This is a genomic window from Pseudomonas sp. SZ40, assembly GCF_052958135.1.
In genome coordinates this window covers 55,141-76,880 of the sequence record NZ_JBQWIF010000002.1, presented here as the reverse complement: position 1 = coordinate 76,880, position 21,740 = coordinate 55,141, and the positions used below count along the sequence as shown (strand labels likewise).

At 62.8% G+C, this 21,740-nt stretch carries 19 protein-coding genes; 7 read left to right on the top strand and 12 right to left on the bottom strand.

What is annotated here, in order from left to right:
* Positions 1 to 125: 125 nt before the first annotated feature.
* From ACT9T4_RS02280 to ACT9T4_RS02255, 6 genes are all read left to right on the top strand, one after another.
* Entirely contained in the window at positions 126 to 665 is a 540-nt protein-coding gene (locus ACT9T4_RS02280) for a chorismate--pyruvate lyase family protein (RefSeq protein ID WP_499115326.1), read from the top strand.
* A gap of 68 nt (positions 666 to 733) precedes the next feature.
* Entirely contained in the window at positions 734 to 1,624 is an 891-nt protein-coding gene (gene ubiA / locus ACT9T4_RS02275; RefSeq protein WP_042552494.1) for a 4-hydroxybenzoate octaprenyltransferase, read from the top strand.
* A 112-nt stretch (positions 1,625 to 1,736) separates the two neighbouring features.
* Positions 1,737 to 2,426: a phosphate regulon transcriptional regulator PhoB gene (gene phoB / locus ACT9T4_RS02270; protein WP_042552495.1), complete on the top strand. Its 690-nt coding sequence runs from the start codon at positions 1,737 to 1,739 to the stop codon at positions 2,424 to 2,426.
* Positions 2,427 to 2,478: 52 nt separating this feature from the next.
* The gene (phoR, locus tag ACT9T4_RS02265; RefSeq protein WP_042552496.1) at positions 2,479 to 3,786 is read left to right on the top strand and encodes a phosphate regulon sensor histidine kinase PhoR; all 1,308 of its coding nucleotides are present in this window, start codon (positions 2,479 to 2,481) and stop codon (positions 3,784 to 3,786) included.
* Between the two features lie 87 nt (positions 3,787 to 3,873).
* Positions 3,874 to 5,214 (top strand): hemolysin family protein, encoded by a 1,341-nt coding sequence (locus ACT9T4_RS02260; protein WP_042552497.1) that lies wholly within the window; start codon positions 3,874 to 3,876, stop codon positions 5,212 to 5,214.
* Positions 5,215 to 5,450: 236 nt separating this feature from the next.
* The gene (locus ACT9T4_RS02255) at positions 5,451 to 6,209 is read left to right on the top strand and encodes a hypothetical protein (protein WP_499115322.1); all 759 of its coding nucleotides are present in this window, start codon (positions 5,451 to 5,453) and stop codon (positions 6,207 to 6,209) included.
* Here the strand turns inward: ACT9T4_RS02255 and ACT9T4_RS02250 are convergent.
* The 6 genes from ACT9T4_RS02250 to ACT9T4_RS02225 all read right to left on the bottom strand — a co-directional run bounded on the left by ACT9T4_RS02250 (position 6,206) and on the right by ACT9T4_RS02225 (position 13,603).
* Complete coding sequence (locus ACT9T4_RS02250; RefSeq protein WP_499115320.1) at positions 6,206 to 7,837, bottom strand: GMC family oxidoreductase; 1,632 nt, start codon at positions 7,835 to 7,837, stop codon at positions 6,206 to 6,208. The two genes, ACT9T4_RS02255 and ACT9T4_RS02250, sit on opposite strands and share 4 nt — an antisense overlap.
* 1 nt (position 7,838) lies before the next feature.
* Complete coding sequence (locus tag ACT9T4_RS02245; protein ID WP_419761272.1) at positions 7,839 to 8,642, bottom strand: ABC transporter ATP-binding protein; 804 nt, start codon at positions 8,640 to 8,642, stop codon at positions 7,839 to 7,841.
* Between the two features lie 17 nt (positions 8,643 to 8,659).
* Complete coding sequence (locus ACT9T4_RS02240; RefSeq protein ID WP_463570039.1) at positions 8,660 to 9,463, bottom strand: ABC transporter permease; 804 nt, start codon at positions 9,461 to 9,463, stop codon at positions 8,660 to 8,662.
* A gap of 112 nt (positions 9,464 to 9,575) precedes the next feature.
* On the bottom strand, positions 9,576 to 10,562 hold the full coding sequence (locus ACT9T4_RS02235) for an ABC transporter substrate-binding protein (RefSeq protein WP_499115319.1): 987 nt from the start codon (positions 10,560 to 10,562) through the stop codon (positions 9,576 to 9,578).
* A 135-nt stretch (positions 10,563 to 10,697) separates the two neighbouring features.
* Positions 10,698 to 12,071: an aspartate aminotransferase family protein gene (locus tag ACT9T4_RS02230; RefSeq protein ID WP_499115317.1), complete on the bottom strand. Its 1,374-nt coding sequence runs from the start codon at positions 12,069 to 12,071 to the stop codon at positions 10,698 to 10,700.
* A gap of 41 nt (positions 12,072 to 12,112) precedes the next feature.
* Positions 12,113 to 13,603 (bottom strand): aldehyde dehydrogenase, encoded by a 1,491-nt coding sequence (locus ACT9T4_RS02225; protein WP_499115315.1) that lies wholly within the window; start codon positions 13,601 to 13,603, stop codon positions 12,113 to 12,115.
* Between the two features lie 504 nt (positions 13,604 to 14,107).
* On the opposite strand from ACT9T4_RS02225, the gene ACT9T4_RS02220 reads away from it, so the two are divergent.
* Positions 14,108 to 14,851, top strand: a complete 744-nt coding sequence (locus ACT9T4_RS02220; protein WP_042552504.1) for an endonuclease/exonuclease/phosphatase family protein — start codon at positions 14,108 to 14,110, stop codon at positions 14,849 to 14,851.
* A gap of 45 nt (positions 14,852 to 14,896) precedes the next feature.
* Here ACT9T4_RS02220 and ACT9T4_RS02215 read toward each other — a convergent pair whose 3' ends face one another.
* The 6 genes from ACT9T4_RS02215 to tagQ form a co-directional block, all read right to left on the bottom strand.
* On the bottom strand, positions 14,897 to 15,793 hold the full coding sequence (locus ACT9T4_RS02215; protein ID WP_042552505.1) for a peptidoglycan DD-metalloendopeptidase family protein: 897 nt from the start codon (positions 15,791 to 15,793) through the stop codon (positions 14,897 to 14,899).
* Positions 15,794 to 16,006: 213 nt separating this feature from the next.
* Positions 16,007 to 17,986, bottom strand: a complete 1,980-nt coding sequence (locus ACT9T4_RS02210) for a GGDEF domain-containing protein (protein WP_499115312.1) — start codon at positions 17,984 to 17,986, stop codon at positions 16,007 to 16,009.
* Positions 17,987 to 17,988: 2 nt separating this feature from the next.
* Positions 17,989 to 18,852 carry an endonuclease/exonuclease/phosphatase family protein gene (locus ACT9T4_RS02205; RefSeq protein ID WP_042552507.1) on the bottom strand — a complete coding sequence of 288 codons (864 nt, stop codon included), beginning with the start codon at positions 18,850 to 18,852 and terminating at the stop codon, positions 17,989 to 17,991.
* Positions 18,853 to 18,876: 24 nt separating this feature from the next.
* Positions 18,877 to 19,506: a thiol:disulfide interchange protein DsbA/DsbL gene (locus ACT9T4_RS02200; RefSeq protein ID WP_465911425.1), complete on the bottom strand. Its 630-nt coding sequence runs from the start codon at positions 19,504 to 19,506 to the stop codon at positions 18,877 to 18,879.
* Between the two features lie 143 nt (positions 19,507 to 19,649).
* Positions 19,650 to 20,255 (bottom strand): c-type cytochrome, encoded by a 606-nt coding sequence (locus ACT9T4_RS02195; protein ID WP_499115309.1) that lies wholly within the window; start codon positions 20,253 to 20,255, stop codon positions 19,650 to 19,652.
* A 483-nt stretch (positions 20,256 to 20,738) separates the two neighbouring features.
* The gene (gene tagQ, locus ACT9T4_RS02190) at positions 20,739 to 21,617 is read right to left on the bottom strand and encodes a type VI secretion system-associated lipoprotein TagQ (protein ID WP_179539627.1); all 879 of its coding nucleotides are present in this window, start codon (positions 21,615 to 21,617) and stop codon (positions 20,739 to 20,741) included.
* Positions 21,618 to 21,740: the final 123 nt, after the last annotated feature.

The following is a 21,740-nucleotide window of genomic DNA, read 5'->3' as shown; positions in this document are numbered from 1 at the left end:
TGCGCGGGCACGCTACCGCAAATGCCAGGACGCGCCAAGCACACGCGACGAACGCCGTGGCAGGCCGAAACCCGCGGCAATGCCCATGCTAGACTCCGCGCATCTCCATATCGCGAATCCGCACCGTGCCCCGTTCCGCCTCCCAGACGCCAGACTGGCTGTCCCACGATCAACTGCAGCCCGCGCCATCAGCCGCCATCTGCGCCTGGCTGTTCGACGAGCGCTCACTGACCCGTCGGCTGAGCGAACTGTCCGACGGCGGTTTCAGCGTCATCCCGCTGCGTGAAGGCTGGCTGGAACTGCGTGACGACGAGTGCGCCGCGCTCGATGTGCCGTCTGGCAGCCTTGGCTGGGTGCGCGAGGTGCATCTGCGCGGCAATGCCGAGCCGTGGGTGTTCGCTCGCAGCGTAGCGGCCCGTGAGGCGCTGACCGACTCCGGCCTCGACCTGCAGCAGCTGGGTAGCCGCTCCCTTGGCGAATTGCTGTTCAGCGACCAGGCCTTCGAACGAGGCGCATTGCAGGTGTGTCATTACCCGGCCGCCTGGCTGCCTGCAGACAACCCGCATCAGGGACTGTGGGCGCGGCGCTCATGTTTTCGCCGTGACCGTCTGGCGGTGCTGGTCGCCGAAGTGTTCCTGCCCGCGTTCTGGCTCGCCGCCCACTAGCGCCGACACACCTGGCGCGCGGTGCCTGCGCCCGTATAATCCGCGCACCCCGCCAGGAGAAACCGACGATGTACACCCGCCTGCTGCAATCGCTCAACCGCCTGCACCCACGGGCATGGGACTTCGTGCAGTTGATGCGCCTGGAAAAGCCGATTGGCATCTACCTGCTGCTCTGGCCGACCCTGTGGGCACTGTGGATCGCTGCCGAGGGTGTACCGAGTACCAGAAACCTGGTGATCTTCGTGGTCGGGGTGATTCTGATGCGCGCGGCGGGCTGCGTGATCAACGATTACGCCGATCGCAACTTCGACGGCCATGTCAGTCGCACCAAGGCCCGCCCGCTGGCCAGCGGGCGGGTCAGCGCCCGCGAAGCGCTGATCCTGTTCGCGGTGCTGATCGCCCTCAGCTTCGGCCTGGTGTTGCTGACCAATGCCACCACCGTCTGGCTGTCGTTCGGTGCACTGGGCGTGGCCGCGCTCTACCCCTTCATGAAACGCTACACCTATTACCCCCAGGTGGTGCTGGGTACCGCGTTCTCCTGGGGCATGCCGATGGCGTTCACCGCAGAAACCGGCAGCCTGCCGGTGGCCGCCTGGCTGCTGCTGCTCGCCAACGTGATCTGGACCGTCGCCTACGATACCTACTACGCCATGGCCGACCGTGAGGACGACCTGAAAATCGGCGTGAAATCCACGGCGATCCTGTTCGGCGACGCCGACCGGGTGATCATCCTCGGCCTGCAGGGCCTGACACTGCTGTGCCTGTGCCTGGCCGGTGCGCGCTTCGAGCTGGGCCTGTATTTCTACCTTGGCCTGCTGGCCGCTGCTGCCTGTTTCGCCTGGGAATTTCACATGACTCGCGAACGCGAGCCGATGGTCTGCTTCCAGGCATTCCTGCACAACCACTGGGCTGGCCTGGCGATCTTCATCGGCATCGTGCTGGATTACGCCCTGCGCTAGGACCTTGCGCAGCGCCCGCCGCGCCTCGCCTTGCCGCACGGCTGTCATATCGCTGCAATAATTCCGTTATCTAATGCGCCGCATGACAGTTGAATGAATTGAGGCTCGACCCATGGTTGGCAAGAACATCCTGATCGTCGATGACGAAGCGCCGATCCGCGAAATGATCGTGGTAGCGCTGGAAATGGCCGGATACGAGTGCCTGGAAGCGGAAAATACCCAGCAGGCCCACGCCATCATCGTCGATCGCAAACCCGATCTGATCCTGCTCGACTGGATGCTGCCCGGCACCTCCGGCATCGAGCTGGCCCGACGCCTCAAGCGCGACGAGCTGACCGGCGACATCCCGATCATCATGCTCACCGCCAAGGGCGAAGAGGACAACAAGATCCAGGGCCTGGAGGTCGGTGCCGACGATTACATCACCAAGCCCTTCTCGCCCCGCGAACTGGTCGCCCGCCTGAAAGCGGTACTGCGCCGCGCCGGCCCCAGCGACAGCGAGGGCCCGATCGAAGTGGGCGGGCTGTTGCTCGACCCGATCAGCCACCGCGTGACCATCGACGGCAAGCCGGCGGAAATGGGGCCCACCGAATATCGCCTGCTGCAATTCTTCATGACGCATCAGGAACGCGCGTACACTCGCGGCCAACTGCTCGACCAGGTATGGGGCGGCAACGTCTACGTCGAAGAACGTACCGTCGACGTGCATATCCGCCGCCTGCGCAAAGCGCTCGGCGAAGCCTACGAAAATCTGGTGCAGACGGTGCGCGGCACCGGTTATCGTTTCTCCACCAAGGGCTGACCGGCAGCCTGGAGCGCAACATGACAGGGACACGCGGACGGATGAGCGCAACGTGACGAGCAACTGGCGCGGCGCCATAACCCGCCGCCTGCTGCTACTGGTCGCCGCCTGTCTGGTGCTGGGCGTGATCACCGGCCAGTATGCCTGGGCACTGGCCCTGGGTCTGGCCATTCACCTGGCATGGACGCTCAGCCAATTGTTGCGCCTGCATGCCTGGCTCAAGGATCACCAGCCCGACGAACCACCGCCAGACGGCTACGGCCTGTGGGGCGAGGTGTTCGACAGCATCTATCACCTGCAACGTCGTAACCAGCGTGCCCGCGGCCGCCTGCAAGCGGTGATCGACCGTGTCCAGGAGTCCACCGCGGCCCTGCGCGATGCCGTGATCATGCTCGACAGCCACGGCAATCTGGAATGGTGGAACAAGGCCTCGGAAACCCTGCTGGGCCTGAAAACCCCTCAGGACAGCGGTCAGTCGATCACCAACCTGGTACGTGATCCACGCTTCAAGGAATACTTCGAGCGCGGCAAATACCTCGAGCCGCTGGAGCTGCCCTCGCCGGTCAACCCGCGCAAGCAACTGCAGCTGAACATCACCCGCTATGGCAATCAGGAACACCTGATGCTGGTCCGTGACGTGACGCGGCTGCATCAGCTCGAACAGATGCGCAAGGATTTCGTCGCCAACGTCTCCCACGAGTTGCGTACGCCGCTCACGGTGATTTCCGGCTACGTGGAAACCCTGCAGGACAACGTCGACGAGATCAATCCGCGCTGGCGCCGTGCCCTGCAACAGATGCAGCAACAGGGCTCGCGCATGCAGTGCCTGCTCAACGATCTGCTCCTGCTGGCCAAACTGGAAGCCACCGACTACCCGTCCGACAACCAGCCCGTGCCGGTCGAGCAACTCCTGCAGGCAATCAAGACCGATGCCCAGGCGCTGTCTGCGGAGCATAACCACCGCATCAGCCTGGACGCCGACGCCGGAGTCAGGCTCAAGGGCAGCGAGTCGGAACTGCGTAGCGCCTTTTCGAATCTGGTGTTCAATGCGGTCAAGTACACCCAGGCCGAAGGCGAAATCCGCATTCGCTGGTGGCAGGACGAACAGGGCGCGCACCTGTCCGTGCAGGACACCGGGCCGGGCATCGAGGCCAAGCACCTGCCGCGGCTGACCGAGCGCTTCTATCGGGTGGACTCCAGCCGTGCCAGCAACACCGGTGGTACCGGTCTGGGCCTGGCGATCGTCAAGCACGTGCTGCTGCGCCACCGCGGCCAACTGGACATCACCAGCGTCGTCGGCAAGGGCAGCCTGTTCACCTGTCACTTCCCGGCGGCCCAGATAGCGCAGCGCGAGCGCTGACTACTTTAGGGCCTGTGACCCAGGCCCTATTGCAAAGCACAGTCCCAAGCCCCACCCTTTAGCAATATCTGGTCACACGAACTCCCCATGGATCCCTCTACGAGCGTCTCCTTCTCCACCTATTTCGCCGATTTCGGCCTCGTGCTGTTCGCCCTGTTTCTGGTGCTGCTCAACGGCTTCTTCGTTGCCGCTGAGTTCGCCATGGTCAAGCTGCGGGCCACCAAGGTCGAAGCCCTGGCCCAGGAGAATGGCTGGCGCGGACACATCCTGCGTACCGTGCACAACCAGCTCGACGCCTATCTGTCGGCCTGCCAGTTGGGTATCACCCTGGCGTCCCTCGGCCTTGGCTGGGTCGGTGAACCGGCTTTCGCCCACCTGCTCGAACCCCTGCTGACCTCCATCGGCATCGAGTCGCAGAAGCTGATTCACGGCATCGCCTTCTTCACCGCCTTCTTCATCATTTCCTACTTGCACATCGTCGTCGGCGAGCTGGCGCCCAAGTCCTGGGCGATTCGCAAGCCCGAGCTGCTGTCGCTGTGGACGGCGGTGCCGCTGTACCTGTTCTACTGGGCCATGTACCCGGCGATTTTCCTGCTCAATGCCAGCGCCAACGCCATTCTGCGTATCGCCGGCCAGGGCGAGCCGGGGGCGCACCACGACCATCACTACAGCCGCGATGAGCTCAAGCTGATCCTGCACTCCAGCCGTGCCAGCGACCCGACCGACCAGGACATGCGCGTGCTCGCCTCGGCGGTCGAATTGGGCGAGCTGGACGTGGTGGACTGGGCCAACTCCCGCGAAGACCTGATCTACCTCGAGCTCAACGCCTCGCTGGATGAAGTGTTCAGCGTGTTCCGTCGCCACAAGTACAGCCGCTACCCGATCTACGACGAGGCCGCTGGCGAGTTCGTCGGCGTGCTGCATATCAAGGACCTGCTGCTGCACCTGTCGCTGCTGGAAATGCTGCCCTCGACCCTGCGCCTCAGCGAGCTGATGCACCCCCTGGAGAAGGTCAACCGCAACCTGCCACTCTCCGAGTTGCTGGAGCAGTTCCGCAAAGGCGGCGCCCACTTCGCGCTGGTCGAGGAAGCCGATGGCAAGGTCATCGGCTACCTGACCATGGAAGACGTGCTCGAAGCCCTGGTCGGCGATATTCAGGACGAGCACCGCAAGGCCGAGCGCGGCATCCTCGCCTATCAACCCGGCAAGCTGCTGGTGCGCGGTGATACGCCGCTGTTCAAGCTGGAGCGGCTGCTCGGCGTCGACCTCGACCATATCGAGGCGGAAACCCTCGCGGGGCTGATCTACGAAACCCTCAAGCGGGTGCCCGAGGAAGAGGAATCACTCGAGGTCGCCGGCCTTCGCCTGATCGTCAAGAAGATGAAGGGCCCGAAGATCCTGCTGGCCAAGGTCATCAAACTCGACTGATCGACGCGCATCCCAGGCGTATCAACGCCTGGAGGCGGGTCGAATGACGCGCTCTAAAAAGCTGACCAATCGGTCATCTACGCTTCTATCCAGCATACTCATATCTGATCCGAAACAATCACTTAAAACCGTTCGTCGGGCTACTCGAATAACTTGTGCAAGTGGGCAGTCCATCGGCGTGCACCGCATCGAATGGGTGCACGCCATCACATGAACAGACTGCCAAGGATTCAGCCATGCAACTCAATGGAATCACGTCGAAAACCGCACTCGCCCTCTGCCTCGCTGGTGCTTCGCACGCCTACGCCGACTCTATCACTGACCCGATCTCCACCATCGGCGTCATCGGCTCGCACAATCAGTACAAGCTGAGCACCTTTGGCGAAAGCGACAAGGAGCGTCTGAATCAGGGCGGTCTGTTCTATAACTTCGGCAACAAGCTGACGGGCCATGAAGGCTTCATCTATCAAGCGGGCATCGAAGCCCAGTACCGCAAGAAAGACGACGACAAGTACCAGGCAGCCCGTGCCGACCTCGACCTGGGCTTGCGTGCCGCGCTGAGCACCAACAACTACATCGACTTCATCGTTGGTGGCGGCTATGACTGGGGTCGCATCGAGCAGGACGATGCCGGCCCGCTTGATACCAACGTCAAACTGACCAGCAAAGCCCCCTTTGCCAAGGCCGGCATCGGCTACAACTACCTGACGTCCGATTACACCGTCCGCCTCGAGGCCGGCGCACGTTATTCGCTCGATGCAGAAGCCGAACTGAAAGTCAGAGGCGAAGGCAGCGACACCGTTGACCTGAAGGACAAGGCCAACCCGTACGCCGAGCTGACCGTGCTGTGGAACAAGGGCATCAACAACCTGCCAGTCAGCACCAGCCTGTACTACACCCGCACGAACTACAAAGTCGACAGCAACAGCGTGCTGGCTGAAAACAGCAAGCTCAAACAGGAACAGGTTGGCCTGAAAGTTGGCCTGGCGTTCTAAGCTTCCTGCACAAGCGAGTGCCTGGCCGTCAGGCTGGGTACCTCGCTGCTCAGGATGAAATCCGCCGCACGCTCGCCGATCATGATGCACGCCGCATTGGTGTTGCCGCTGATCAGCGTCGGCATGATGGAGGCATCGGCAACCCGCAAGTTCTCAATGCCGCGCACCTCAAGCGCCGGTGTCACCACCGCCATCTCGTCAGTGCCCATCCTGCAGGTGCCGACCGGGTGAAACACGGTGGCCGCGCACTCGCGCAAATGCGCCAATAACTGCTCATCGGTCTGCACTTCCGACCCTGGCAGCATCTCGACGCCACGCGAATTATCGAACGCTGGCTGGGCAAGAATCCTGCGCGCCAGTTTCATACCCTCGATCAATACGCGCGCGTCCGCTTCATCGCTGAAGAAGTTGAAGTCGACAAGCAGGCTGCGTCCCGCCCCCAGACGCACCTCACCAATGCTCTTCGGGCGCAGCACGCAGGTATGGATGGCATAGCCATGGCCCCACTCGAACAGCCGCCCACGGTGGCTTCGATAACCGGGCACGAAATGCATCTGCACATCGGGCAACGCCTCGGCCAGGGGCGTACGGGCAAAGCCGCCGGCCTCGACGTAGTTGGTGGTCAGCCAACCCATCTTCTGCGCCAGGTACTTGAACGGCGATACCAGCACCTTGGGCAGCGAACCGAGGGAGAAGCCCAGCGATAGCGGGCTCTTCGAGCGCACGGTAACCAGGCCATCAACATGATCCTGGAGGTTCTTGCCTACTCCGGCCAGATTAACCCGGCAAGCTACACCGGCGGCCTCCAGCTCGGCCTTGGGGCCGATGCCGGACTTCAGCAGCAGATGCGCTGAACCGAGGGAACCGGCGCAGAGAATGGCCTCACGACGGCACAGCAAGGTACGCCACTGTTCGCCCTGCTGTAGCTCTACACCGGTGACGCGGTCGCCCTCGAGGATCAGCCGCTCCACCTGGCAGCCAGTGAGCACGGTGAGGTTGCTGCGTTCACGCACTGGATGGACGAAGGCTCGATAGCTGGACAGGCGCTTGGCGTTCTTCTGGGTCACGTTGTAGATACCCACGCCTTCCAGGGTGCCGCCATTGAAATCGTCGTTTTGGCGCAGACCCAGCTGCTCGGCCGCGCGGATATAAATCCTGGACAGCGGGTTGGGATCACGCGGCTTGTCCACCAGCAACTCGCCCTGAGTGCCGTGATACAGCAACGACTGACCGAGACGGTTACCTTCCGAACGCTTGAAATACGGCAGTACGTCCTGCCAGCTCCAGCCGGTGCAGCCCGCCGCCTGCCAACGCTGGTAATCGCTGGCATCGCCACGGATGTAGATCATGCTGTTCATCGAACTGGAGCCACCGAGCACCTTGCCGCGTGGCGTGTGCAGGCTGCGCCCAGCCAGATGCTGCTGAGGTGTGGAAAAGTAGTTCCAGCTGAACACGCGGCTCTTGTACAGGGTGATGGTGCCGGCCGGTACCTGCACGCGCGGGCTGGCGTCGCTGCCGCCGGCCTCGATCAGACACACGCGAACGCCAGGGTCGGCGCTGAGGCGGTTGGCCAATACGCAGCCGGCGGAACCGGCACCGACGATCAGGTAGTCGAAGGCGTCATCCATTTCAGTGCACCGCCTCCATGTCATCGTGCAGCAGGCCGAGGATATGCCGCTTCATGCGGATGAACTCCGGCTCCATGACCACGTCCAGATTGCGGGGCCGATCGATGGGTACGTCGAGAATTTCCTTGATCCGCCCGGGGCGCGCGCCCATCACGTAGATGCGGTCGGCGAGCAGGATGGCTTCGTCGATATCGTGGGTGACGAACACAACGGTCTTCTTGCTGTTGCCCCACACTTGCAGCAGCAATTGCTGCATTTGCAGACGCGTCTGGCTGTCGAGCGCACCGAAGGGCTCGTCCATCAGCAGGATCTGCGGGTCGTTGGCCAATGCCCGGGCAATCGCCACGCGCTGCATCATGCCGCCGGACAATTGCTTGGGGTAATGCCCGGCGAACTTGGCCAGCCCCACCTCGCCCAGATAGTAGTCGACGATGGTATTGATCTCACCACTGCCGAGCCCACGGCGTTTGAGGCCGAACTCGATGTTCTGACGTACCGTCAGCCAGGGGAACAATGTATAGCCCTGGAACACCATGCCGCGGTCGGCGCCGGGGCCCTCGACCTTCTTGCCACCGACGTAGATGTCACCATCGCTGGGCTCGTTGAGGCCAGCGGTGAGGTAGAGCAGGCTCGACTTGCCACAGCCGGACGGCCCGACGATCACCGCGAACTGTTGATCCGGTACCTCGAAGGAAACCCGATCCAGGGCGGTGAAGGTATCGCCGTTGGGCGACTGATAGCGCAGGCTGACGTTGTCCACACGCAGGCGTGCGGTGACCTCGGCGTACTCGCTGAGCGCGGGCATCACGTAGGGTTTCTTGGCTACTGCGCCCATGCGGTAATCCTCAGTCGAAGCAAGCGGAACAGTTGATCGGTGAGCAGCCCGAGCAGGCCGATGATGGCAATGGCCAGAAAAATCACGTCCACCTGAAAGCCGCGCATGGCCTTGAGGCTGATGTAGCCGAGGCCACTCGAGGCCGCGACCAGCTCGGCCACTACCAAATAGGTCCAGGCCCAGCCCATGGTGACTCGCAGCGTATCGAGTATGCCCGGCAGTGAGGCCGGACCGAGAACGTGCAGCACGACGTCGCGGCGACTTGCACCGAGGGTGTAGCTGGCGTTGATCAGATCCCGCGGCACGCCCTTGGACACGTCGGCAATCATCACCAGCTGCTGGAAGAACACCCCAAAGATGATGACCGCCACGCGCTGCTCCAGACCGATGCCGATCCACAGGATGAACAGCGGCACGAAAGAGGTCACCGGCAGGTAGCGGATGAAGTTGACCAGGGGTTCGAGGAACGCCTGGACGATGCGAAAGCTGCCCATCAACAGGCCCAATGGCACCGAGACCAGAGACGAAACCGCGAAACCGATCAGCACCACTTCAAGGCTGGCCAGCACATGCTTGCTCAGGGTGCCGTCGCCGGCCAGGCGCACGCCGGCTTCGACGACCTGACCAGGGTTTGGCAGAAACATCGATGGCACCACGCCGCCGTAGGACAGAACGGCCCACAGGCCGAGCACCAGCAGCCAGCACAGGGCGCCCGTGCCGAGCACCAGCTTGCGTGGCAGCTCTACTTTCGGCGTCAGACAGCGCTGCGCCCAGGTTTTTTGCGTGGCCATGACCACCTCGTGTTGCAGGTATTTGAGAAGCCCGTGGCTGCCACATCTCACACCGCGCGCGAATGCCGGGAGGCATCGCGACAGTGGCGTGAACAGCCTGCGGGCGGAACGCTTACGGGGTAACGAACGAGGTATCCACCAAGTCCTCGTAGCTCACTGCGTAAGGCTTGCCCTGCAGGCTGGTCCAGGTTTCGTTGGCCAGGCTGATAACGCCGGCGATGTCGCCCGGTTTTCCCGGAGTGCCAAGCAGTTTTTCGCTCATGGCCTGGTCATAGAACTTCACGCCCTTGGCTGCCTCGGCCAGATCCTTCGGATCGGACAGATAGCCGCCGACGCCCTTGGCCATGATTTCGTAGGCTTCCTGCGGATGGGTCTTGGTGTACTCGACTGCCTTGTACAGGCCAGCGACCAGTGCCTTCACATCTTCAGGTTGCTTCTCGATCACGTCGCAGGACAACGCCATCACGTCGACGATCACCCCAGGCGTCTCGCTGCTGTCGACCAGCACCTTGCCCTGCCCTTTCGCCTTGACCAGCGACAGGTGCGGTTCCCAGGTCACAGCAGCCGGTATGCGGCCAGCGATGAATGCGGTGGCCGCATCGTCAGCAGTCATGTTCTGGATTTCCAGATCGCTCATGCTCATGCCCTTCTGCTTGAGCAGGTAGGACAGCCAGAACTGCGATACCGAACCTTCGTTGACCGCCACCGCCTTGCCTTTCAGCTGCTCCAGGCTGGTCACTTCGTTACCCACCAGTACACCGTCGCCACCGTGACTTTCGTCCAGCGCGGCAACCGCCTTGAAGCAGAAGTTCTTCGAGCGATACTTGAGGATTTCATCGATGGTCGACGCCGAGCCCGACAACTTGCCAGAGGCCTGAGCCGCCATGTACATGGCCGACTCCTCGATCACGGTGAACTCGACATCCAGCCCCTGCTCCTTGAAGTAGCCGAGGTCACGGGCCAGATAAAGCGTGCCGTAACCGACCCAGGTGGTGTGCCCAAGGGTCAGGGTTCCGGCCTGGACGCTGGTGGCCATGCCAGCGGCTACGGCGGTGCATGCAAAAGAGCGGACGATACGGTGGCGCAAGGACTTGTTCATGAAGCACTCCCACAGCCTGTTGGCTTGTTTTTGGTTTTCATGGGGCAGGGACAGGCCAGGGGCCAAGGCGTATCGCAGGCCGGCCTCGTGGGGCCGGCACAGTAGTCTTCAGCGCTCTCTACGGAACACGTTGGTTTACAACAGATTCAGTTCACGCCCGGTTCGATCCACCGCGCGACGGGTCTTCTCCACCAGCTCATCCAGTTCGGCATGAGTGGCGACCAGCGCTGGCGCCATGATCATCCGGCCGAGGGTCGAGCGAATGATCAGACCCTCATCGAAACCCACGGTGCGGCAGTGCCAGGCGATGTCGTTCTCGTTGGCGAAACGTTTGCGCGTGCCTTTGTCTTTGGCGAACTGCAACGCGGCAACCAGGCCGACACCCTGGATATCGCCAATCAGCGGGTGCCCGCCAAAGGTCTCGCGCAGCAGTTTGTGCAGGTAGGGGCCGGTGTCGGTTTTCACCGTTTCGACAATCTTCTCGTCACGCAGCGCAGTGAGGTTGGCGATGGCCACTGCCGCCGCCACCGGGTGCCCGGCATAGGTCAGACCATGAGCGAAAAGGCCACCCTGCTGCACCAGCACCTCCGCCATCCGCGCACTGAACACCAGACCACCCATGGGGATGTAACCACTGGTCAGCCCCTTGGCGATGGTCAGCGTGTCCGGCTCGAAACCGAAATGCTGATGGGAGAACCACTCGCCCGTGCGGCCGAAGCCACCGATCACTTCATCGGCACACAGCAATACGTCGTACCGACGGCAGATGCGCTGCACCTCGGCCCAGTAACTGGCCGGCGGGAAGATCATGCCACCGGCACCCTGGAAGGGCTCGGCCACGAAGGCGGCGACGTTTTCCGCGCCCAGTTCGAGGATCTTCGCCTCGAGCTCGCGGGCGGCCTTGAGGCCAAACGCCTCCTCGCTCAGCTCGCCGCCTTCGACGAAATAGTGCGGCTCACCGATATGGGCGAAGTCCGGCAGCATGCCGCCCATCTCGTGCATGAAGCCCATGCCGCCAAGCGCGGTGCTGCCCAGGGTCGAACCGTGGTAACCGTTCCAGCGGCCGATCATCACCTTCTTCTGCGGCTTGCCGAGAATCTGCCAGTAACGCCGCACACTACGAATCAGTACCTCGTTGGCCTCGGAACCGGAGTTGGTATAGATGGCGTGGCTGTAGTGCTCTGGCAGCAGGCTGAAGAGCAGCTCGGAGAGCTCCACGACCCGCGGGTGCGTGGTGTGAAAGAACAGGTTGTAGTAAGGCAGCTCTTCGAGCTGCCGACTGGCAGCGGCATTCAGGTCGGCACGCCCATAGCCGAGCGCAGTGCACCACAGCCCGGACATGCCATCCAGATAGCGTTTTCCATCGGTATCCCACAGGTTCAGGCCCTGCCCCTTGGCGATCACCAGAGCCCCCTTCTCGTTCAGCGTTTTCTGGTCGAGAAAAGCATGGATGTGGTGGGCCGCATCCAGCGCCTGGTATTGCTGCGTGCTGTGTTTCGGGGCGTTCATGGCAAGGCTCCTGTGATCGGGTTCGGCGCGACTGGCATTGCTCAACGCAGCTGGAACCACGTGGTCTTCAAATGGGTGTATTTGTCGAACGAGTGCAGTGACAGGTCGCGGCCGAAACCGGATTGCTTGCCGCCCCCAAAAGGCACGCTCACGTCCAGGGCATCAACCGTGTTGACCGACACGGTGCCCGCCTTGAGGCGACGCGCCACGCGATGGGCACGATTGAGGTCGTCGCTCCACAGCGAGGCGGCAAGGCCATAGATGCTGTCGTTGGCCAGTTGCACGGCTTCGTCTTCACCGTCGAAGGGCATTACCGCCAGTACCGGGCCGAACACTTCTTCGCGGGCCAGACGGCTGGTGGGAGAAACGTCGGTGAACACCGTCGGCTCGATGAAATTGTCCGAGCCATTGAAGCTGAGCTGCCGCCCGCCGCAAACCAGGTGCGCACCCTCACGCCGGGCGTCGTCGACAACGGTCATGATCCGAGCGGTCTGCCGTGTCTCGACGATGGCGCCAGCGCGACTGGTCGGACTCAGAGGGTCACCCGGCTGCCAGTCGCGGGCCTTGCTCAGCAGACGCTCGACGAATTGGTCATGGATCGAGCGTTCGACCAGCAAGCGCGAGTTGGCCGAGCAGACTTCGCCCTGATTGAAGAAGATGCCGAAGGCAGCTTTCTCTGCAGCCAGATCCAGATCCTGGCAGTCGGCGAACACCAGGTTGGCGCTCTTGCCACCGCACTCAAGCCAGACTTGCTTGAGGTTGGACTGCGCCGAGTAAGCCATGAAGAACTTGCCGACCTCGGTGGAGCCGGTGAAGGCCAGGCAGTCGACATCCATGTGCAGACCGAGGGCCTTGCCGGCACTTTCGCCGAAGCCGGGCACGACGTTGAACACGCCTGGGGGAATGCCCGCTTCCAGCGCCAGCTCGGCCAGACGCAAGGCGGAAAACGGCGATTGCTCGGCGGGTTTGAGGATCACCGAGTTACCGGCGGCAAGGGCCGGCGCGAGTTTCCAGGCGGCCATGTCCAGAGGGAAATTCCACGGCACCACGGCAGCGACCACGCCCAGCGCCTCACGCGTTACGGTGGCGAGCACGTTGCGGGCCGTTGGCGCGACTTCGTCGTACAGCTTGTCGAGGCTCTCCGCGTACCAGCGGAACACACCGGCGGCGCCGGGCACGTCGATGTTCCAGGCATCCATCACCGGCTTGCCCATGTTCAGTGAGTCGAGGAGCGCCAGTTCATCTCGATTGGCCAGAATCAACTCAGCTAACTTGAGCAGCACCTGCTTGCGCTCGACCGGCGCACGTTGCGACCAGCTACCCACCTCGAAGGATTGCCGTGCGGCGCGTACTGCCAGGTCGACATCGGCTGCATCACAGGCCGCGACGTTGGAGAGCAGTTGGCCGGTGGCTGGATTGATTGAAGCGAAGGTGGCACCGGATTGCGCTGCAACTCGGCGGCCTCCGATGATCGCCTGGCTGATGAAAGGTTGCTGCCGAGCACGTTGCTGCCAATCGCCGAGTCCGTACACCACCATCCCCTTTTTTCGCCACTTGGTTACTGCTGCGAACGGATAGTGGCGGAAAGGATGGCAGTTGGAAAAATATTAAAAATATCATCGGGACATACGAAAAAGCTGGCTTGCAGGGCGCCAAAAAAGAGCGCCAGGCACCACTTTCGAGCATTTCCGACGAGCGTCTGCTGCGCCGCTCGACACCCTCAGTTAAAGCCACTGATTAAGTGAAAAAAACAGAAGATTAATGAGGGATTTGCCAATCTGTTTAGCGACCAAAGGCCATCAGTCAGCACCAACAAAGTGCGCTGAATATTCTGCTGGCACGTCTTTTATGTCACTGGGTAGCAGGCAGACACAGGGACGAGGACAGTGAGCCGAACGATAGCCCGGCCGCGGGCGAGTACGAGCGTGGAGTCCCATTGGCGGAGAGGGCGTCTGATATACTTCGGCCTCCCTCGCACAGACACGCGCCATGCGTGCTCCACGCTGCCTTTCATGCCGTAATCGCCTACTGATCCCATGTCACTCAACATCGCTTCCATCAATATCGAACGCTCCAGACACCTGCCGCGCGTCGAGGCCTTCGTCAATCGTGAACGGCCCGATCTGCTCTGCCTGCAGGAGCTCTGCGAGCGTGACATTCCGTTCTTCGAAGCCCTGATGGGCGGCAGCATGTCCTTCGCACCCATGGTGCGCTATCCGGGGGAAGGCCCTGCGAATGTGGTCGGCGTCGGCATGATCGCCCGCACGGATGCGCTCACCGACGTGGTCGCCGAGTACTACTCGGGCAGCGCGCAAAGCATCCGTGAAATGACCTTCTTCAGCACCCAGGGTCTGCGCACGGCCGATCCGCTGAGCATTGCCGAAGTCATGCTGACGGCCACTGTGCGCGGCTTGCGCATCGCCGTGACCCATCTCAACGTGACCCCGCTCGGCACCTCAACGGCGTACCAGCGGGAAAGCGCCGGCAAGCTGATCAGCCTGGCTCAGGCGCAAGCGCAGCAGGCTGGCGATCTGTTGCTGGTAGGCGACTTCAATGCGCCGCGCGGACGCGACACCTTCGACATGATCGCCGAGCACTTCATCGATGGCATACCGGCGCACTACACCAGCAGCATCGACGGCTCGCTACACCGTGCCGGGGACATACCATTCATGGTCGACGGGCTGTTCCACACGCCGGGCTACCGGCTGGAAAACGCCAGCATGAGTACCGGCGTCTCCGACCACTGCGCAGTCAGCTGCCGCCTGAGCAAAGCCTGAGCCGGCAACTGCCGAGGAGCATTCGCAACGGATTCGAGGCTGGCCTCACTCGCCCCCTACGGCGAAGTTGGGCAGGCTGTCCACCGGCTGGCTGAATTCGAAAGGAATCGACTCCAGCGCCATGCCGACGTTGCGCTGCACCACGAAATGCAGGTGCGGGCCCGTGCTGTTGCCGGTATTGCCGGAACGGGCGATGGGCGTACCGGTGGCGATCCGCTGCCCCTCACGAACGCTCACCGAGCCCTGCATCAGGTGCAGGTAGACGCCCATGGTGCCGTCGTCGTGGAGGATGCGTACGAAGTTGCCGGACGGGTTGTTGCCACGCCCACTCTGGGCGTTTTCGGTCTTCACCACGATGCCACTGCGCGCTGCAACGATCGGCGTGCCTTCGGGCATGGCGATGTCCATGGCGTAGCGACCCTTGGGGGTGAAGTGGCTGTACTGGCCGTTGGCGCCCTGAGTCAGGCGAAAAGGCCCGCCTTGCCACGGCAATGGGTAACTGTTCTTGATCGGCAGCAGACGCGGGTCACCGAGGGCGTAACTCAGTTTCGGCGTGTAACGCAGCGGCTTGGAAGGATCGAGCGGCGCCAGGGTGGCCAGGCGGATCTCGCTGCGCGGCGGCAAAACCCAGTTGATCGGCTTCGCCGGCACGCCACTGGCGTTGGCGACCTTCTCGAGCTTGAGCTCCACCTGAACCGGCGCATACAGATCGTTACGCACCAGCAGGGTTTCGCCTGCGGCGTGCTTGCGGGTTTCCAGCTTCACCTGGTTATCGAGCTTCTCGACCATGCGGTCGCTGAACACGAACACCTTCGCACCGGGCGCGGCCTGATCACTATAGGTGACCACGCCATTGGCATCGGTGTACTTGTAGACGGTCAGTGCAGTTGCCTGACAGGCAAACGCACAGAGTCCCAGGAGGAGTGAGAAACGCCCTAGCATATCGAGTCGATCTGGTTATCAAGTGTTCGGCGAGCAAAGACTAGCAGCGTCTCGCTGGCCGGGCGACTGCCGCCTGTGCGCTTTGCGACAACCGGCACAGGCCGGGCGTGCCTGATGCACAGAATGCACCGCTCCCCCCTTTCCAGCCCCTGCAGCGGGACGAACAATCGAGGGTAAGCATGAGCCCGAGCGATCAGCGGCGATACGGTTCCGTCAGCCCGGCTCGATACGATTGCGGCCGCTGCGCTTGGCGCGATAGAGCGCCTGGTCGGCGCGCTCGAACACCTGCTCGCTGCGCTCTGCGGCACTGAACGCGCTGATACCGCCAGACAGGGTGATGGTCACCCGTTCGCCCTTGAAGTGGAACGGGCAGCTCTCGATCGCCGTGCGCAGGGTATCGAGCAGTTTCAGGCCACCGTCCATGGGCGTGGAAGGGATCAGCAGGACGAACTCCTCGCCGCCGAAGCGGGCGATGAAATCGGTCTTGCGCAACCGTTTGAACAACTCACCGGCAATGATCTTCAACACCTTGTCACCAGCCAGGTGGCCGTAATCATCGTTGATACGCTTGAAGTGGTCGATATCCAGCACCGCCAGCAGCAGGTCGCCGCCATAACGCTGCCAGCGCGCCAGCTCGAGATCCAGCCGCTCGGTCCAGGCGGCACGGTTGGGCAATCCGGTGAGCGGGTCGAGCAGGGCTTTCTGGCGCTGCTCTTCGAGGTGGTCGCGGAAGCCCTTGGCCTCCAGTTCCATGCTCGCCACACGCTCGACCAGGATCTGCAGACGCTCTCCCACCTGTTGCTCACGTTCGTCGCGCTGGTGCTGATACTGCTCCATGGTGCCGAGCAGGCCGCTGAGGCGGTTTTCCACCAGGCTCTTGAGGCTGTCCAGGTCGGTGGCTTCGAGCACGCTGCTGTGCAAGCCATCGACCTGTTGGCGCAGCTCGCTGTCCAGGCTGCGGGCCGCCTGAGTCGAGTCGGCATAATCGGCATGCACGTCACGCAGGCTGCCCTGAAAAGCCGCCAGGCGCTGGTTGAGCTGCTTGAGATAGCCCTCGAACTCGCGCTGGCCAACGTCGGCGATCGCCAGCATCAGCACGCCCAGGTCGTCCAGCACCGGCACCAGCTCATACATGTTGAGGCCGGCCATGATGCGCTGACGCAGGACATCGGCCTGGGCCTGATGACGCTCGGGCAAGGGCAACTCTTCGAGCAGACCGAGCAGGCTGCTTTCGACATGGCTGGCGATGGCGCTGTAGCCAGGCTCGGGCGCCGGCGGCAGCGCATAGGCGGGATCGGCCTGCAGCAGTGCATCGTCTGCGGGTACCGCTTCCTCCAACGCAGCGTCTACAGGCGTGACGGCTTCCGCGGTCTCGGCAACGGGCTCATTCGCAGGCTGAACGACAGGCGTCGGCATCAACAGCGCGGATGACAGCGGCAGGCTATCCAGCAGAACGGTGCCGCTGGCTGCCGCCGGGCTGGCAGCCAGCACCACGGGCTCCAGGGCCTTGGGCTGCGACACCAACTGCGGCTCGGCGTCAGCAAGCGCCGGTTGCGGCGCAGCAGGCTGCTCGGCCAGCGCGACTGCAGCGGGCGCGGCCTGCAGCGGCAGGGCCTGGACGACAGGTGCCGACTCCGTTGCCGCTTCGCCCGGCACGCTCGGGCTGGCGGCATCACGGCTGCCGAACAGCCGCTCGATGAAACCCGGTCGCTCGACCTGTTCCGCTCCCAATGCGGCCAGCGCCTGCTGTTGCAACTGGCTCAACTCGGCCAGCAACGCAGGCATCTCACGGGATTGCCGCGCCCGCTCGTCGACCTGTTTGGCGTAGCGCTTGAGCGGTTTGCGGACATCACTCGGCAGATCCATCTTCAGCAACTGCGCGACCAGGCTGGAGAGGCCGCTGGCGACCTGTTCGATCCGTTGCTGACGGCGCTGCTCGGAATCCAGTACGGTCTTTTCCAGACGTGGGATCAGCGCGCTGAGCCCCGCATCCATATCGTCGCGGCGAAGGATCTCGCGCAGATCCTGCATGCACTGGTCGACCGACTTGTCGGCCCCCTCCGCTGCCAGGCTGCTACGCACCAGGCCGCGCCGCAGCAAGTCGATGCGCGCATCCCAGCGCCGCTCGAGCTTCTCCTGCTGTTCGAGGTTGGAAAGGTATTTCTCGCGCCAGCGCTGGGCGTCGTCGGCCATGTTCAGGGCTCCTGAATACAGGGCGGCAACGGTGGTGCGAAGGAGTTGGGCAGACGGATCTCCACGGCCACCGGCAGGTGGTCCGAGATCGGCTGGGCCAGCACCTGAAAGCGCTCGAGCTCCAGACCGGGGCTGAGCAGAATGTGGTCGAGGCAGCGCTGTGGGCGCCAGCTCGGAAAGGTCGCTTCGATCTGCGGCGCGATCAGGCCAAGGTCGCGCAGTGGCGAATGCTCCAGCAGATCCGCAGCATGGGTGTTCATGTCGCCCATCAGGATCTGATGGCGATAGCCGCTGATCAGCTCGCGGATGTAGGCCAGTTGCCGGGTACGGGTACGCGGCCCCAGCGCCAGGTGCATCATGACCACGGCGATGGCGTCGTCACCCTCACCGATACGCAGCAGGATCGCGCCACGGCCAGCAGGCCCTGGAAGCGGGTGATCCTCCAGCATGGACGGGCGCAAGCGGCTGAGCAGCCCATTGCTGTGCTGACCGAAGCGGCCAAGATTGCGATTGAGCTGCTGATACCAGTAGGGAAAGGCACCCAGACGAGCCAGGTGTTCGATCTGGTTGACGAAGCCGGAGCGCACGCTGCCGCCGTCAGCTTCCTGCAGGGCCACGATGTCGTAGTCACCGAGCAGATCGCCGATACGCTGCAGGTTGCCAGCGCGCCCCTGATGCGGCAGCAGGTGTTGCCAGCCGCGGGTCAGGTAATGGTGATAACGCTCGGTACTGATACCGACCTGAATATTGAAGCTGAGCAGGCGCAGGCGCCCGTTCTGCGGCCAATCGCCGTCGGGTGTGCAGTCCGGGTTGACCTGTGGATCACACAGGCCAGCCTGACGGGGCATCGAACGGCGGCGCAGCATGGCGGGGCGCTCCGTATGGACCGGTTACTTGGCTGCGCGCTCTTTGGCGATCAGATGGTCGGCAACCTGCAGGGTCTGCTCCGGGCCGCCCGAGCTGGAGATATCGAAACGGTATTTGCCGTTGACGATCATCACCGGTACGCCATTGATCTGGTAAGCCATGGCCAGTTTCTTGGCCTTTTCCATCTGGCTCTTCACGCCGAAGGAGTTGAAGGCTTTGAGGAAGGCGTCACGGTCGATGCCCTGGGTGACCAGGAAATCAGCCATTTCTTCCGGAGTGGCCAGCTTGCGACCTTCCTGGTGGATGGCACGGAACACTTCGTTGTGCACCTTGTGCTCGACTTTCATGCTTTCCAGGGTCAGGAACATCTGCCCGTGGGCGTTCCATACGCCGCCGAACAGGGCGGGAATACGGATGAAGTTGACGTCGTCCGGGAGTTTTTCGACCCATGGGTTGAGCGTCGGCTCGAACTGGTAGCAGTGCGGGCAGCCATACCAGAACAGCTCGACGACTTCGATCTTGCCGGGTTTGGAGATCGGTACCGGGTTGCTCAGCTCGACATACTGCTTGCCGGCTTCGATTTCGGCGGCATGGGCAGCGACACCGAACAGGCTTGCACCAGCCAGAACCGCGGAAAGGATCAGATTACGCATGCATGACTCCTTGCTATGAGGGTACTGCGGACAGCTTCGCTTCGACTGGAGAGCCACCCGGCAGGTTCCGTCCATTGTAGCCGCCTCGTCAGCCGAAAAGCGCGGTCAGAACCACCCTTTTTCGTCACGCCCCGATCAACGTCTCAGTGCAGGCCCTGGATGTAACTCGATATCGCCTGGATGTCCTTGTTGCTGAGCTTGGCGGCAATGTCGCGCATGACCATGCTGTCACCGTCGTTGCTGCGCTCGCCCTCACGGAAGGCGGTCAGTTGCTTGGCGACATAGTCAGCGTGCTGGCCACCCAGGTGAGGATAGCCGGCCGTGGCGATGCCGCTACCGTCCGGCGAGTGACAGCCGGTGCAGGCCGGCATGCCCTCCGCCAGCTTGCCGCCACGGAACAGCGCCTGCCCGCGTTCCACCAACGCAGGGTCTGCGGCGCCGACGGAGATTTTCTGGCTGGCGTAATAGGCCGCCACATCGACCATGTCCTGGTCACTGAGCGGCTCGAGCATGCCGGTCATCTCGACCACCGGCCGGGCGCCTGATTTGATGTCCTGCATCTGCTTGAGCAGATAGCGCTCGCCCTGGCCGGCCAGTTTCGGGAAGTTCGCCAGAGGGCTGTTGCCATCCTGCCCATGGCAGGCACCGCAGACGATGGTCTTCGCCTGCCCCGCCACCGGATCGCCTGCAGCCTGAACAGCCCCGACCAGGCCCAGAGCCACCAGCAGACTCACTATCATCTTGTTCATCAGCTAATCCAAAACGGCTAAGAGAGAAGTGTTGTGAACCGGGGCGCTTCGCCCGCCGTGTGATGCACGGCAGTGCGCGGAGACTCGAACCGTACGTTTCTGCACGAACGCTGGGGTGGCGTGCATTCACCGGGAAACGCCTCATTCAGCACGTCGCCCCTGCCCCCGACAGCTTGGTCACCCACCCGGCACCCGCCATGATTGCCCAGGGCCGCACTGCCGATAGTGACCGGCATCAATCCCCCGTGCACATTCATGACGTGGGGGCCGTCGACGCTGAGCGACGGAGCTGTCGGAGCAGTCTATACGAACGCCGCTGCGGGCCAGGGCCTTGGGTCGCCAGGTGCGCTAGCTAGAGACACCCAACATGTTCTGCCTGCCGAGATTTCTCGCCGCAACGCGGCGCGCGCTGAAACGTCCACAGCCCCTGGACGGCAGGCATAAAAAAACCGCGCCAGGCGCGGTTTTCCATACAGCCAGGTGTCAGGCCTTGCAGCTGGCCGGTGCCCAGTCACCCATATCCGGGTTGTTGCACACATCGCTCACCAGCGTGCGGCCTCGGCTGGCAACCTGCTGGCTTTCCTTCTGCTTGGCCTGGGCCTTCTGCAGCGATTGCTCGGTGTTGATGACTTCCTTGGTCACCTTGGTGGTCGCCTTAGGCTGCTTGGCGGTGGCCACCTTGGTCACTTCCTTGCGCTCGACGCCAACGGTCTGCAGGTCCTTCTCGTATGCCTGGGTGTAGGTGCTGACGTTCTCGCCGGTACGGCCGTCCACCTTGGCCAGCAGCGCATTGGTTTCGTTCAGGCCACTGACGATTTCCGCCAGGCGCGTACGACCATCGGCGTCGCTGATCTTGTTCGCCTTGCGATCGGCACGCAATTGAGTGAACGCCTGCTGGTAGCAGCTCTGGGCAGCGCTGGCGTAACGGATGTTGCGGTCGATGTTCTGGTTGTTGGTGTCGATGTCGGCGGCATAGGAAGCCAGACGCGCGTTGTCGTCGGTGATCTGCTGCTGACGCTGGTTGTAGTAGGCCACCGCACCGCCCGCCAGGGCACCACCTGCGGCGCCGATGGCGGCATTGCGACCACGTTTCTCATCGTCGACCAGAGCACCACCAAGGGCGCCCATCAGGCCGCCGGTCACGGCACCGATAGCGACACTGCGACTCATCGCGTCTTCCGAGCTGCGCAATTGCTTCACAGGCTCGTAGCATTGCGGAAAGAACTCCGCTTTGGTGGTCGCGGCAACCTGGGAGCTCGGCGAGCCGGCGCAACCGACCAGCAGTACGCTGGTGCAGGTGACGGCGGAAAGCAGCGCAGTGCGTATCGAGGAAAAAGCGGGGGCCTTGTTGGGATTTTGCATCGTCGTCGATCTCGTACTTGAGTGAGTGTTTATTCCATTCAGGCTGCGTCGCATGACAACCGCCTGCTTGATCACGGCCAAGGCCGCCAGAGTTCCTTTCAAAGCCGGCTCGGTCAACCGCCG

Excerpts from the sequence above, each read along its gene's own strand:
- ACT9T4_RS02235 (WP_499115319.1), bottom strand. The coding sequence starts at position 10,562 with ATGAACAAGTCCTTGCGCCACCGTATCGTCCGCTCTTTTGCATGCACC.
- tagQ (WP_179539627.1), bottom strand. The coding sequence starts at position 21,617 with ATGCAAAATCCCAACAAGGCCCCCGCTTTTTCCTCGATACGCACTGCG.
- ACT9T4_RS02205 (WP_042552507.1), bottom strand. The coding sequence starts at position 18,852 with ATGCTGCGCCGCCGTTCGATGCCCCGTCAGGCTGGCCTGTGTGATCCA.
- ACT9T4_RS02215 (WP_042552505.1), bottom strand. The coding sequence starts at position 15,793 with ATGCTAGGGCGTTTCTCACTCCTCCTGGGACTCTGTGCGTTTGCCTGT.
- ubiA (WP_042552494.1), top strand. The coding sequence starts at position 734 with ATGTACACCCGCCTGCTGCAATCGCTCAACCGCCTGCACCCACGGGCA.
- ACT9T4_RS02195 (WP_499115309.1), bottom strand. The coding sequence starts at position 20,255 with ATGAACAAGATGATAGTGAGTCTGCTGGTGGCTCTGGGCCTGGTCGGG.
- ACT9T4_RS02260 (WP_042552497.1), top strand. The coding sequence starts at position 3,874 with ATGGATCCCTCTACGAGCGTCTCCTTCTCCACCTATTTCGCCGATTTC.
- ACT9T4_RS02250 (WP_499115320.1), bottom strand. The coding sequence starts at position 7,837 with ATGGATGACGCCTTCGACTACCTGATCGTCGGTGCCGGTTCCGCCGGC.
- ACT9T4_RS02240 (WP_463570039.1), bottom strand. The coding sequence starts at position 9,463 with ATGGCCACGCAAAAAACCTGGGCGCAGCGCTGTCTGACGCCGAAAGTA.
- ACT9T4_RS02220 (WP_042552504.1), top strand. The coding sequence starts at position 14,108 with ATGTCACTCAACATCGCTTCCATCAATATCGAACGCTCCAGACACCTG.
- ACT9T4_RS02245 (WP_419761272.1), bottom strand. The coding sequence starts at position 8,642 with ATGCCCGCGCTCAGCGAGTACGCCGAGGTCACCGCACGCCTGCGTGTG.
- ACT9T4_RS02210 (WP_499115312.1), bottom strand. The coding sequence starts at position 17,986 with ATGGCCGACGACGCCCAGCGCTGGCGCGAGAAATACCTTTCCAACCTC.
- phoB (WP_042552495.1), top strand. The coding sequence starts at position 1,737 with ATGGTTGGCAAGAACATCCTGATCGTCGATGACGAAGCGCCGATCCGC.
- ACT9T4_RS02255 (WP_499115322.1), top strand. The coding sequence starts at position 5,451 with ATGCAACTCAATGGAATCACGTCGAAAACCGCACTCGCCCTCTGCCTC.
- ACT9T4_RS02230 (WP_499115317.1), bottom strand. The coding sequence starts at position 12,071 with ATGAACGCCCCGAAACACAGCACGCAGCAATACCAGGCGCTGGATGCG.
- ACT9T4_RS02200 (WP_465911425.1), bottom strand. The coding sequence starts at position 19,506 with ATGCGTAATCTGATCCTTTCCGCGGTTCTGGCTGGTGCAAGCCTGTTC.